At 62.0% G+C, this 11,839-nt stretch carries 12 protein-coding genes and 1 pseudogene; 12 read left to right on the forward strand and 1 reads right to left on the reverse strand.

Annotated features, from left to right (window positions below; genetic code table 11):
• The 12 genes and pseudogenes from RKP46_RS15610 to RKP46_RS15665 all read left to right on the forward strand — a co-directional run.
• Positions 1-386 (forward strand): annotated as a pseudogene (locus RKP46_RS15610) (hypothetical protein); the annotation flags it as partial.
• Between the two features lie 35 nt (positions 387-421).
• Complete coding sequence (locus tag RKP46_RS15615) at positions 422-1,690, forward strand: hypothetical protein (protein WP_311107486.1); 1,269 nt, start codon at positions 422-424, stop codon at positions 1,688-1,690.
• Between the two features lie 3 nt (positions 1,691-1,693).
• A complete protein-coding gene (locus RKP46_RS15620; RefSeq protein WP_311107487.1) occupies positions 1,694-2,797 on the forward strand; it encodes a hypothetical protein in 1,104 nt (367 codons plus the stop codon).
• Entirely contained in the window at positions 2,794-3,189 is a 396-nt protein-coding gene (locus RKP46_RS15625; protein WP_311107488.1) for a hypothetical protein, read from the forward strand. Before RKP46_RS15620 ends, RKP46_RS15625 begins: the two co-directional genes overlap by 4 nt.
• A gap of 67 nt (positions 3,190-3,256) precedes the next feature.
• Positions 3,257-3,682: a hypothetical protein gene (locus RKP46_RS15630; RefSeq protein ID WP_311107489.1), complete on the forward strand. Its 426-nt coding sequence runs from the start codon at positions 3,257-3,259 to the stop codon at positions 3,680-3,682.
• A 12-nt stretch (positions 3,683-3,694) separates the two neighbouring features.
• Positions 3,695-6,094, forward strand: coding sequence for a LamG-like jellyroll fold domain-containing protein (locus tag RKP46_RS15635; protein WP_311107490.1), 2,400 nt, complete (start codon positions 3,695-3,697; stop codon positions 6,092-6,094).
• Positions 6,095-6,142: 48 nt separating this feature from the next.
• Positions 6,143-8,980, forward strand: a complete 2,838-nt coding sequence (locus RKP46_RS15640; RefSeq protein ID WP_311098181.1) for a hypothetical protein — start codon at positions 6,143-6,145, stop codon at positions 8,978-8,980.
• A complete protein-coding gene (locus tag RKP46_RS15645; RefSeq protein WP_311098182.1) occupies positions 8,973-9,200 on the forward strand; it encodes a hypothetical protein in 228 nt (75 codons plus the stop codon). Before RKP46_RS15640 ends, RKP46_RS15645 begins: the two co-directional genes overlap by 8 nt.
• Positions 9,201-9,290: 90 nt before the next feature.
• Positions 9,291-9,590, forward strand: coding sequence for a DUF6127 family protein (locus tag RKP46_RS15650; protein ID WP_311107491.1), 300 nt, complete (start codon positions 9,291-9,293; stop codon positions 9,588-9,590).
• Positions 9,587-10,063 (forward strand): hypothetical protein, encoded by a 477-nt coding sequence (locus RKP46_RS15655; protein WP_300341586.1) that lies wholly within the window; start codon positions 9,587-9,589, stop codon positions 10,061-10,063. The genes RKP46_RS15650 and RKP46_RS15655 overlap by 4 nt, the downstream gene beginning before the upstream one ends.
• A complete protein-coding gene (locus tag RKP46_RS15660; RefSeq protein ID WP_311098183.1) occupies positions 10,060-10,524 on the forward strand; it encodes a lysozyme in 465 nt (154 codons plus the stop codon). The genes RKP46_RS15655 and RKP46_RS15660 overlap by 4 nt, the downstream gene beginning before the upstream one ends.
• An 81-nt stretch (positions 10,525-10,605) precedes the next feature.
• Entirely contained in the window at positions 10,606-10,896 is a 291-nt protein-coding gene (locus RKP46_RS15665) for a hypothetical protein (protein WP_311098184.1), read from the forward strand.
• A gap of 4 nt (positions 10,897-10,900) precedes the next feature.
• Here the strand turns inward: RKP46_RS15665 and RKP46_RS15670 are convergent, their stop codons facing one another.
• The gene (locus tag RKP46_RS15670) at positions 10,901-11,839 is read right to left on the reverse strand and encodes an HrgA protein (RefSeq protein WP_311098185.1); all 939 of its coding nucleotides are present in this window, start codon (positions 11,837-11,839) and stop codon (positions 10,901-10,903) included.

Consider the following 11,839-nt stretch of genomic DNA (forward strand, 5'->3'; position numbering starts at 1 on the left):
GCCTGTCGGGTGGATCGGCCACGGCCACCTTCAACAACACCCAGTACCCGATCCGTGTCACCAACCGGGGGGCGCTGACCGAGCGCTGGATCGTGCGCTTCACCAACAGCACGTCCTTCGAGGTGATCGGTGAAAACGTCGGCGTGATCGCCTCGGGCAACACCAGCACCGACTGCGCCCCGAACAACCCGTCCACCGGCGTGCCTTATTTCTTCCTGCCGGCGCTGGGTTGGGGCAACGGCTGGGCGACCGGCAACGTGCTGCGCTTCAACACCATCGGCGCGCAGTTTCCCGTCTGGGTGGTGCGCACAGTCCAACAGGGCCCGGAAACCGTACCCGATGACGCCTTCACCCTGCTGCTGCGCGGCGATGTGGACACGCCTTAACGGCATGGGTGGACACCCCTTGATGAGAAACCACGATGACTGACTTGAGCGTCAAATACTTCAACAACGCCATGGCCGGCGCCCCCCAGGTGTCCAACGCCTGGGGTGATCTGGTCAACATGCTCGATGCGGTGCTGATCCATGGCTTCAACCTTAAGGCGATCGATCGCCTGAGCTTTGCCGAAGGCTTGGCCACCGCCACGATCACCACCGGCCACAGCTATCTCAAAGACCAGGTGGTGCTGATCGAGGGGGCCAACGAATCCGCTTACAACGGCCAGTTTCGCGTGCTCGCGGTCACCGCCACCACCTTCAGTTATGCGGTCACGGGCACACCGGCATCACCTGCCACCACGGCCACCAGCCTGTCGGCCAAGGTGGCACCGCTGGGGTGGGAGATCGCATTCGCGACCACGCACAAGCGTGCCTACCGCAGTCGCCATGTGCAGTCACCAGGCAACCTGCTGCTGATCGACGACAGCCTGAAAGGCGCTTCTTACGGCACCACCTGGGCCAAGTGGGCCAACGTCGGCATCGTTGAAGACATGGCGGACATCGGGACCATCGTCGGCGCCCAAGCCCCGTTCGATCCGAGCAAACCGAACCAGAACTGGACACAGTGGGAAGCCAACCAGTGGGGCTGGCACAAGTGGTACCACGCCCAGCAAGGTGGTTACGAGAACTATGGCGACAGCGGTGGCGGCAACCGCAACTGGGTGCTGGTGGGCGACGATCGCCTTTTCTTCCTGTTCGTGACCAATGCGGCGGGGTACAACTGGTACGGACGCAATTTCTATTGCTTCGGCGACCTCGAAAGTTTCAAACCGGGTGACCGCTACCACACCGTGCTGTGCGCGGATGACCGCTACTGGAGCATCAATAACCAGTATTCAAGTTACCCCGGCCAGTACAACGGCTATGGGCTGACCCACTCGCTGGACGTCGGGGGCAAGGTCATCCTGCGCAACCACACGCAGGTCGGCAACTACGTGCGCTGGGGGGTGACATCGCTCAACACCAACAACGGTCAGCAGGTGTGCGGACGCGGCAATCTGCCGTTTCCCAATGGGGCTGACTACAGCCTGTGGCTGATGCCGACCTATGTGCGGCAGGAAGACGGACACCTGCGCGGGATGATGCCGGGCATGTACTGGATGCACCAGGATCGGCCCTATACCGACCAGACCATCGTCGAGAACGTCGTCGGCCAGTCCGGTCGACGCTTTCTGCTGGTACGCACCCAATACAGTTCCGAGGCCGAAGGCGCGCAGGTGGCGTTTGACATCACCGGGCCCTGGCGGTGAACCATGAGCCTTCTGTTACTGCCGCGATTGGGCACGGGCAACACCGTGCCCTTCTTCAACAACTATGGCGTGTCCAAGGATGGCAATCCCTGGGGTGATGGCGGTTCGGACACCTTCGATGGCACCTCGGGCGCCCAGGTCAGCAGTTCGACGGGCTGGGTGCGTATCGCGGGCAACACCTACACCACCCCGGACGGCTCGATCGATATCACCAAGGCGCTGGGCTCGGATGCGGTCGACATCGGCGTCTACTCCGGCTGGGCCGTGGCGGGGATCTGGGTGTGCGAAATCGAACTGGGGCACGAACCGCTCACGCCGCTGAACTTCCGTTTCTGGTGCAACACCGGCTACGACGGCAGTAACGCGACCGGGATGGTCACGCGGCCCTATGAGCTGGCCGGTGAAACCTACGAGCTCAAGACCGTCTGGAGCACCAACAGCTTCCAGGATTCGTGGCCAACGACGGGCGAGACGCAGCTGACAGTCACCATCGTGCCCTATCTGGCCGAGCACAACCTTCCGGGCGCCAACCCGTTTCAGTTCAGTCGTTCCGGCGATTCAGTCGACCACTTCGTCAATGGCGTCTCGCGCGGCGCGACGATGTACATCCAGTGGGGCAAGGCCAGTGTTGCGGAGGTCCAGGACTGGATCATCGGTGATCTGGTGGCCAGCGAAGAGTTCACGAACCCGCCGCATGAACGCACCTTGCTGCTCAACACGGCACCGGGTGCGCGTTGTGCGGCGCTGCCCCATTGGCACAGCCCGAACTCGGTGCTGTGGGACCGCGTCGGTGGGTTTGATGCCTGCTGGCATGCCTTGCCCAAGTTTCGCCGCAACATCCACTTTGGTGGTGCCGGACTCATCACCGGTTCCGTCAAGGAGAAGGCCGCTCAAGCCAGCACGCCCAACCGAGCGCTGGTGCGTCGGGTTCAACTCTTCAGTGCTCAGACGAACCTGCTGGTGGCCGAGACCTGGAGTGCTGCTGACGGCAGCTACCGCTTTGATCACCTCGACCCTGATCAGCGCTTCACGGTCGTCGCGCACGACCACGAGCATCACTACCGGGCGGTGATCGCCGATCGGCTGCAGCCGCAGGTGATCACATGACGATCACTTTGAGTACCGAACACCACTTGGCGCGCATGGAAAGCACCCGGGCCTTCCTGGACCGGGGCACTCAAGCCGCACGGGTACGCATCTACGGCGGGGTACGACCGAGGGCGCCCTCCGACAACCCGAGCAGCGTGATGCTGGTCGAAGTTCGCCTCACCCGGCCCTGCGGCAGCGTGGTCGGTGGGCAGCTGGTGCTGACCGCCCAGGAAAACGCTTTGATCACAGCGTCGGGCCTGGCGACCTGGGCGCGGTTGGTCAATGGTGAGGACGTCACAGCGATGGACCTCGATTGTTCTGATCTTGCCGGCGACGGCGAGATCCGCTTTGAGCAGACCCAGCTCTACGCGGGCGGTTACGCCCAAATGGCCAACGCCGTTCTCGGCTGAGCCAGATCCGGTCGCGACCTGCGACAGGGCACAAGTTTCATTTCCATTCCACTTTCAGGAGCCATTCATGGCAAACAGCCTTTACGACAAGGGCCGGCAGCGCTTTCTCGAAGCACAACTGAACTGGCTCACCGACGACATCAAGGTGGTCATGGTCGACACCGGCATCTACACCTTTGCGTCGTCCCATGAGTTCTTCACCAGCATCCCGGTGGCAGCCCGCATCACCGCGCCCACCACGCTGACCAACAAGACCAGCACCAACGGTGCAGCCGATGCGCAGGATGTGACTTTCGCGGCGGTCAATGGCCCCTCGATCGAGGCCCTGGTGATTTACCGCGAGGTGCTGGGCACCGATGGCATCACGCCCGATGAGGCGGCTTCGCCCTTGATTGCCTACATCGACACGGCCACCGGCCTGCCGATCACGCCCAACGGTGGCGACATCATCGTCACCTGGGACAACGGCATCAACAAGATCTTTCGCCTGTGAAGGGTGCTGACCATGACGACCCCAGTGCGCTTCTGGCGACTCTATTTCCGCAGCGTGAACACCTACAACTACGGACAGTTGATCTTCCGTACATTGAAGCCGCATGACGTCAACGGCAATCCGCTGATCAGCGGGGTGACCCTGTCGATCTCGGCGGGCCTGATGAACGGGACCTCCTTCCCCTTGGCCAACCTGATCGACACTGATACCGCCACGGCCACCTACTGCGGCGTGAACTACCCCGATTACCAGACGACCACGTCCTGGCGCTTCGTGCAGTTCACCTACACCGACCCGGTGCTCTGGGACTACCTGATGGCCAACCTGTCTGAGACAGCGCTCAACAGCAATTCCGTGGTGCCGGCCAACTCGGTCGACTTCTGCATCGATTCCTCCCCGGACAACGTGACCTGGAACCGCCAGGCCATGGTCTACCGCCCGGTACTCGCGGCCAACGGCGACTACAAGTTCAGCGCCACCACCAAATCGACCACCTATCCGATCCCGTCGCGCATCAACATCGGGGGCTCGGGGGGCATCTACGGCATCGTCTCGGAAGACGGCGTGGCCCAGGCCGACCGCCCGGTGCTGCTGTTCGAGCGCGATACCTTTTACAAGGTGGGCTACACCACGACCGACCAGAATGGCGGTTACGCCTTCAACGGCCTCAATGAGAACCGCGAGTTCCTGGTCATGTCCTATGACCCCAGCGGCCCACCGTACAAAAACGCCCTGGTCTGGGACCGTATCCAGCCCATCAACACCAAGGGCAACCTGGCGCCGCAGTCGTCTTTCTGGGCCCGGCGTTGCCGTGAGTCGTCGCTCGGCATGCTGGTGAGTTTCGCTGACTACCTCAACGGCGCGACTTACCGCTACTTCCGCTCCAACATCCTCGGCCATGCAGAAAACATGCTGCAGACCACCGAGCAGTTCTGGGGTTTCGACTTCTACCCGGACACCCGTGTCGGCGGCGCGATTCGCTTCCTGAAGTCGGGCCGGCATCTTTCGCCGACCGCCAACACCAACGGCCTGTTCATCCGTGCAGGCCAAGGCGCCATCAATGGTCGCAATCAAGCCAGCCCCCCGGAAAACTACACGAACCTCACCTGGGAATACATCTTCAAGGCGCCGGCGCCGAGTGAAACCGCGTTGATCTTCATGTGGGGTGGTCGACGGGACTCGGACGACCACGCGTACTACGGCTACGACGACTATTGGGGCTACTACGGTATGACTGCCGGGCCCACCCTGGAGGTGACCTCGGCGGTGATGAACGTGCGTCTGGCGCTGAGCACCCGCAACCTGTCGATCGTGCGTGCCACGGCGCCTGTCATTGCCGGCGAGATCTACCACGTCATGGTGACCTACGAGCAGGACGCCAGCGTGAAACTCTACGTCAATGGTGTGCTGGTGCAGACCACTGCCATCACGGGCGGTGGGCGCTTGTGGAGTTGGCTGCGCTCGAACAATCCGACCAACGAGAACTGGGACTACCTTGCCACCACCAACCAACCCAACGGCGCAGCCCGCCGCTTTGATGCGCTGGCCATTGGCGGTTACGGTACACCGCCCCATGGACACGGCTCCGGTTGGGGTGCGGTGCCGGCGGCGCATGGCGGTGGGTTCGGCTTGGCTGCGATGTACTACCGCACCTTCACGGATGCCGAGGTGGCGAGCTTCTACGACTCGTACCTCAACTGGGAGACGCATGTCGTCGCGCCCAAATTCGCGGGGTACATGGCCGAGGTTGAAGCGGACAACCCGGTCTATTACTTTCGGATGAACGAGCTGCAGAGCCAGCGTCCGATCAATGCGCTGGGTCAGCAGGATTACTTTGCCTGGTACGAGGGCAATCCGGTGTTCAACGCCCCCGGCTTCGTGACCGGATCGAGCGCCATCACCACCAGCAATGGTTCGCTGCTGATCAACAACTTCAGCACGCTGGCCTCGACCTTCACGGTCGAATGTTTCGTGCGGCCGTCTTCGGTGACGGGTACCACCCGGATCTGGCTGCTGCGCATCTATAACGGCAACCCGCCGATGTACCTGTCCCTGGTCGCCGGCAATCTGCAGTTGTCGATCGTCGATGTGACCGGCACGACCACGACGGTGTTTTTCGTCCATCCAAATCTGGTGGCCGGGTCGGCCTACCACTTGGCTGTCACCTACGACCCCTGGGTTGAAAAGAAGACCCGCCTGTACATCAACGGGGTGCAGGCCAACGAGCAGACCGCGACGGTGTTTCCCGACACCTACCGCACGGCTACGTGGCTCTGCATCGGCGCCAACGCATCGGCCACCGCGCCGAGTATCTCGGAGCGTTTTCAGGGCCAGATCGGGGAGTTCGCCGCCTACAACTACGTGCTGCCTCCAGCGCGCGTGCAAGCGCACTTTGATGCACGCAACACCTGATGGGTGGGAAACATGAAGCACTAACCTGAGCCGCAAGAGGAGCAAGCCATGGCGGGCGCATTACCGGTCGCCGGCGTTGGCCTGGGCGATCAACACAAGTTTGGATTTCCGCGCATCGAGAATGCCGCCTGGACGGTCGCCCCGCTGGGGTGGTCCTCCAGTCGGATCGCCCTGACGCACTCGATCTATTACCCGGATCAGAACGGGGCAGCGGTTTGGTTTGCCTTTGACCAGACCTATGCGGCCCCCGCCGTGGCCAATGTCGCCTTTCATTTCAGTGGCGATACCCTGGCCGCTGGTGTGTCAGCCGGAGAAGGCGCGAAGTTTGGGGTGGCTGGCGTGGCCAATGCGGCACGCACCGTGGCCCCCCAAGGCATCGACAGCGGGGTGGTGCCCCGTGCCGGGCGCGTCTGGCCATCGGTTGCCAACAGTGGGGCGAGTCGAGATTTCCCTTTCACGACTGCCTATGCCCCCCTGACGGGGCAGAACACCGCGTTCTACTTCGGTGGCACCATGGTCGTTACGGCGGCCACGGTCGGTGACAGCAGCCGTTTCGGCAGCATCGAACGGATCAAGAAACCACCACAGCTTTTTGCTGCGGGGTGGCAGTCGTCCAGGATGACTGGCAAGCCCCGCGTCGGTGCAACGGGCAGTATCGATTTCAACTTCGATCAGCCCTACGGTGTTCCGCCGGCAGCCAACACCGCATTCCATCTGGGCATCAAGCAGCCGTTGACGGCTTCCGTTGGGGACGCGTCCAAGTTCGGCTGGGCTGGGGTTCGCAACCTGGCTGCGACGGTGGCGCCCCGAGGGATTGCGCCACCCGAGCGCGTCGCACGACCCAAGGTGTTCGATGCGGACACCCAAGGGGCCACGGTCGATTTCGCCTTCGTGCAGGCGTTCCTCAACCGGCCACCGGCACTCAACACGCCGTTTTACTTCGCCTGGGAGAGCCGGGCCTTTCCGGACGGCTGGCAGGACACCGCCTTCGGTGCGTCACGCGTCTGGCTGTTTCACAGCTTCGCCCACGGTCAAGGCTGGGATTCATCCCGGTTTGGCACCTCTCTGGTGGAGAACTGGGCCGAGTTCGCGGCCACGCCGATGGGCATTGCACCGCCGGGGGCTGGGGTGCCGCACGTGGAGATTGCACCACGTTTCCCCTTTGCCTTGAGTGGGGTGCTTCCGACGCTGGCGTCGATGCACACGACGCTGCGCTATGTCTCCTTGACCGCTCGACCCACGGTGGCGCACCGCCGCGATCACTGGCGACTGGCCAGCCCATCGGAACGTGGCGTTCGGCACGATCAGCAAGACGCGCGCAAATCGCTGGCCGGCTGGCACAGCGATTGGCAAGTTGCTCGGCAGGCGCCCCAGGGCATCGAGCACCGACTACCGCAGCGTTTGCAGCCCAGTGCCTTGCGCTGGCTGCAGCTGCACCAGTCCGCGATGTCCCTGCCTTGGGAAAGTCCGCTCCGGCAGCAAGATGCCAGCCCCTTATGGCGCGACCTGATCTCACCCCATCAGGATGCCGAAGGGGCGGCTGTTGGGGTTCTGTGTCTGCAACAGGATGGTGATCGTTCGGTGCGCGCGAGTCGACGGGGCATCTGGCAAGTGGCGGTGGCGCTCGCGCGAGGTCTGGCGAGCGATCACCAAAGTGCACAGCCCGAGCGATGGGGCTGGGGTGGTCGGTACCAGGATGCGCGCGTGCCACCGCCAGGGCTGTCGCGCCTCGCAACTCCTCCGGTCGTGCCACCCGAGGCGTGTTACTCGCGCAGTCCGCATCTGGTGTTCGCTTCACCCGTTGCCAGTGACGGGCTGTTGTTCTTCCAGTGCGACGGCTACTCGCCATTGCCGCCTCCCGTGGGCGGCACGGTGGTCGTTGCCATCCAGAGGGTCTATCTCGTGATCAATCACTGCACCTTGAAGCGCGTCTCGGACAACGTCAGCGTGCCGACCGTGTCCATGTCCTTGCGTCTGGATGCCGGCTCCTGGGTATGGGGCTTCGAGGCCACCTTGCCCGGGGCCGCGCAGGCGCTGGTCGAGCCCACCAACGCAGGCCCGGTCGAACTCTCCGCATGGATCAATGGCACTGAATTCCGCGTCCTAGCAGAAAGCCTCAGCCGCGAGCGCACATTTGGCCAGACGATGCTGCGGGTCAGTGGCCGGGGGCGGCAGGCGGTGCTCGATGCGCCCTACGCGCCGACGATGAGCTTTACCAACATGGATGCGCGATCGCATCAGCAACTCTTTGATGACGTGCTGACCATGAACGGCATCCCCTTGGGCTGGAGTATCGACTATGGGCTGGAAGCGTGGAATGTGCCTGCCGGTGTCTTTGCGCATCAGGGGACGTTCATCAGCGCGCTGGCCACCCTGGCGCGTGCCGGAGGGGCGTATCTGATTCCGCACGCAAGTAGCATGTCGTTTCAGGTTCGCCCCTTGTACCCATTGGCACCGTGGCACTGGGGTGAAATTACCCCGGACTTTGTCCTGCCAGCGGCCGCGATGAGTCGTGAGTCGATCGCATGGAGAGACAAACCGGCCTACAACCGGGTCTTTGTCAGTGGTCAGGAGCAAGGTGTCATCGGCCAGGTGACACGTGCCGGCTCAGCGGGGGATTTGCTGGCGCCGATGGTCACCGACCCGCTGATCACGACAGCGGCTGCCGCACGCCAGCGGGGCCTGTCCATCCTGTCCGACACCGGACGGCAACTGGAGATCGGGTTGCGTCTGCCGGTATTGCCGACGACCGGGATCATCCGGCCTGGCGCCTACATCCAGTACGAGGACGAAGGCCAGACCCAACTGGGCCTGGTCCGCTCGACCAACGTCGAAGTGGGGCTGCCCGAGGTCTACCAGAGCCTGGGAGTCGAGTGCCATGCGTAATCTGTTCAAGGAATTCCTGGCACTGATCCCCGATCCGGCCTTGCAGGTCGGGGCCGTTCAGTCCGTGTCTGCCAACGTCGCAACCGTGGTTTTGCCCGGTGGCGGCTTATTGAAAGCACGCGGGGGCAGTCCCGAACTGGTGGGCCGCAATGTCTTCGTGCGCGACGGGGTGATCGAAGGGCTGGCGCCCGATCTGCCCACCGAAATCATCGAAATCTGAAATCCGCTTCACCCAACCCAAAACTTCATCCCTTGAAACCCGTTCCGGTGCTCACGCGCCGGGCGGGTTTCGTTTTTATGGAGACAGCCGATGTCTGATCAAGAAAAACCTGCCCTCGTCGAGAACATGCTCCTCTTGCGCAAAGAGGACTTCGACGATTTGCTCGACCGCGCTGCCGAGCGCGGTGCGGAGCGGTGCCTGTCGCACCTCGGCCTCGAAAACGGCCACGCCGCGCGTGACATTCGAGAGTTGCGTGATCTGCTTGAAGCCTGGCGCGATGCCCGCCATACCGCTTGGCAGACGACCATCAAGGTCGTCACCACAGGCATCCTGGCCGCGCTTCTGGTTGGTGCTGCCATCAAGCTCAAGCTGATGGGAGGTCCCCAATGATTGAGACCTTGCTTGGCGGCCTCCTTGGAGGGGCCTTCCGTCTAGCGCCCGAGATCCTGAAATGGCTGGACCGCCAGGGCGAACGGGGCCACGAACTGGCAATGCAGGACAAAGCACTGGAGTTCGAAAAGTTGCGCGGAGCCCAGCGCATGGCAGAGATTGGTGCTGCTTCCGATGCGGCCTGGAACGTGGGCGCTGTCGAGGCCTTGCGTGATGCTGTGGCAGCACAGGGCCAAAAATCGGGCGTCGGCTGGGCTGATGCCCTGTCGGTCAGCGTTCGGCCGGTGATCACCTACTGGTTCATGGCGCTGTATTGCGCTGCCAAGACGGCAGCGTTTGCGGCAGCCGTGACCGCTGGCGCTGGCTGGGGGACGGCCATCTTGCATGCCTGGACGGAGGCCGACCAAGCGCTCTGGGCTGGGGTGTTGAACTTCTGGTTCCTGGGGCGTGTGTTCGACCGGGTGCGGCCGTGATCGCGGTTCCACAAGCGGCCATTGATCTGGCCAAGCGCTTCGAGGGCTTTCACCGCGTGCCGAAGAACGATCCTGGCCGGGCGTATCCCTACGTCTGCCCGGCAGGCTACTGGACGATTGGCTACGGCCATCTCTGTGACCCGAAGCATGCACCCATCTCCGAAGAAGAGGGTGAAGCGTACCTGGCGCGCGATCTGATCGTCGCCTTAAAGGCCACCGTAAGGTGTTGCCCTGTCCTGGCCACGGAGCCCGAGTGGCGGCTCGCAGCGATCGTGGACTTCACCTTCAACCTGGGTGCCGGGCGGTTGCAGTCCTCGACTCTGCGGCGACGAATCAATCAACGGGATTGGACTGACGCAGCTGGTCAGTTGCGCCGTTGGGTCTATGGCGGCGGGAAAGTACTGCCGGGCCTTGTCACGCGGCGGGAGGTCGAGGCCGTTTTGCTTCTTCGCAACGCCTGAACACAAATCACTAGGAAGAGCTTGGCTTTATCGGCGAACAGCGCGTTCATGTCATCAACACCAACACGGAGCACATTACCAATGAGCAACAAATTCAAGACCGCCATCATCGATGATGTCACCTCACGGAATATCGACGCCAGCATGCAGGATGCCCTGCTCGATCTGTTCGAGTCGGCCATGAAGTCGGTGGCTACGACTCTGGTGCGTGAAGCCAAATTCGACACTTCGGACTTCGCCACCGCTAAGGCGCGCGGCTGTGAAGGGTTTACGTTGCTGGTGAGTCGCGCCCGCGTTGAGTCACGCGACGGTTGGATCGGGGCGTTTCAGCGTGATCACCAAAGCCTCGACGTGATCGGCCATCTGGAATAGCTGGTCAGTCGTCCATTTTGGGAACGTCCCAATCCGCCAGACGCGCCTCGCCCGTTTGGTAAAACTGCTTCACCAGCTTGACGTAGTCGAGAAAATCCTTGTTTTCTGTGGCGAGACGATTGACTGAGTCCCAATCGATTCCCGCTCTCTCTCGGGCTGGCAACAAAACTTCACTTTCAGCTGGGTCTTCTTTGTCGAGTCGGATAACTCCGATCCCATGTGCAGCCGATAGCATCCGAAGCTCCTTCAAGGCTTCGTCATTGATCTGTTCTGCAACAAGATAGCCAACATCTGCCCATGAAGAGTTCGACACAGCCTGGAAGAAGCATTCCCGAACGTTCGAGCGGTTGAGAAGGAGCTTGACCTCAAACGACCAAAGTTTTGTGCGTTTGTCGAAGTACTGGCTGGCGCAGTCACGTACTGCCTGATGCCAATCGGCCCCCAAGTCTTCCAGTCCGACCACATCCGGGTGCAACCAGTGGTTGGCCTTCGGTCCATTCTTGTTTGAAGACGTCTTCTCGTCGATTCGCTTTGAGTAGACCCGCCACCTGTCCCAAAGATAGGCGGATAGCTTTGGGTAGAGCGACAGTTCGTTAAGTGGCGCAGTATTGGCTTGCTGTGGAACAGTCCCGCCTGTACTTTCGGCTGCTGCAACCTCGGCAGAATCCGACTGCACTGAATAATAATATTTACGCGGGCGGCCCTCAGTTGTCTTTAGTTCCGGGTGTTTCTTTTGCAGTCGAGGACGCTGGGAGCCTATCTCAGCAACCAGTTGCTGAAGCAGGTCCGCATCCGTCTCCAGCGCCTGGCTGCTGGCTTTCTTTGCGTTGCACTCATCCGGAAAGGTCGCAACGAGCCACTCGGCAATCTGTCGTGCGGAGAATTTCTCTTCAGGGTGTGCGGTCAGGAAATCGACGACCGCCTTGCCAAGGTTAAGAGCCAT

Source organism: Accumulibacter sp., from assembly GCF_031732815.1.
Lineage (GTDB): Bacteria > Pseudomonadota > Gammaproteobacteria > Burkholderiales > Rhodocyclaceae > Accumulibacter.

Bases quoted from the DNA above. Each gene is read 5' to 3' on its own strand.
- RKP46_RS15615 (WP_311107486.1), top strand. From the start codon at position 422: ATGACTGACTTGAGCGTCAAATACTTCAACAACGCCATGGCCGGCGCC.
- RKP46_RS15620 (WP_311107487.1), top strand. From the start codon at position 1,694: ATGAGCCTTCTGTTACTGCCGCGATTGGGCACGGGCAACACCGTGCCC.
- RKP46_RS15625 (WP_311107488.1), top strand. From the start codon at position 2,794: ATGACGATCACTTTGAGTACCGAACACCACTTGGCGCGCATGGAAAGC.
- RKP46_RS15630 (WP_311107489.1), top strand. From the start codon at position 3,257: ATGGCAAACAGCCTTTACGACAAGGGCCGGCAGCGCTTTCTCGAAGCA.
- RKP46_RS15635 (WP_311107490.1), top strand. From the start codon at position 3,695: ATGACGACCCCAGTGCGCTTCTGGCGACTCTATTTCCGCAGCGTGAAC.
- RKP46_RS15640 (WP_311098181.1), top strand. From the start codon at position 6,143: ATGGCGGGCGCATTACCGGTCGCCGGCGTTGGCCTGGGCGATCAACAC.
- RKP46_RS15645 (WP_311098182.1), top strand. From the start codon at position 8,973: ATGCGTAATCTGTTCAAGGAATTCCTGGCACTGATCCCCGATCCGGCC.
- RKP46_RS15650 (WP_311107491.1), top strand. From the start codon at position 9,291: ATGTCTGATCAAGAAAAACCTGCCCTCGTCGAGAACATGCTCCTCTTG.
- RKP46_RS15655 (WP_300341586.1), top strand. From the start codon at position 9,587: ATGATTGAGACCTTGCTTGGCGGCCTCCTTGGAGGGGCCTTCCGTCTA.
- RKP46_RS15665 (WP_311098184.1), top strand. From the start codon at position 10,606: ATGAGCAACAAATTCAAGACCGCCATCATCGATGATGTCACCTCACGG.
- RKP46_RS15670 (WP_311098185.1), bottom strand. From the start codon at position 11,839: ATGGCTCTTAACCTTGGCAAGGCGGTCGTCGATTTCCTGACCGCACAC.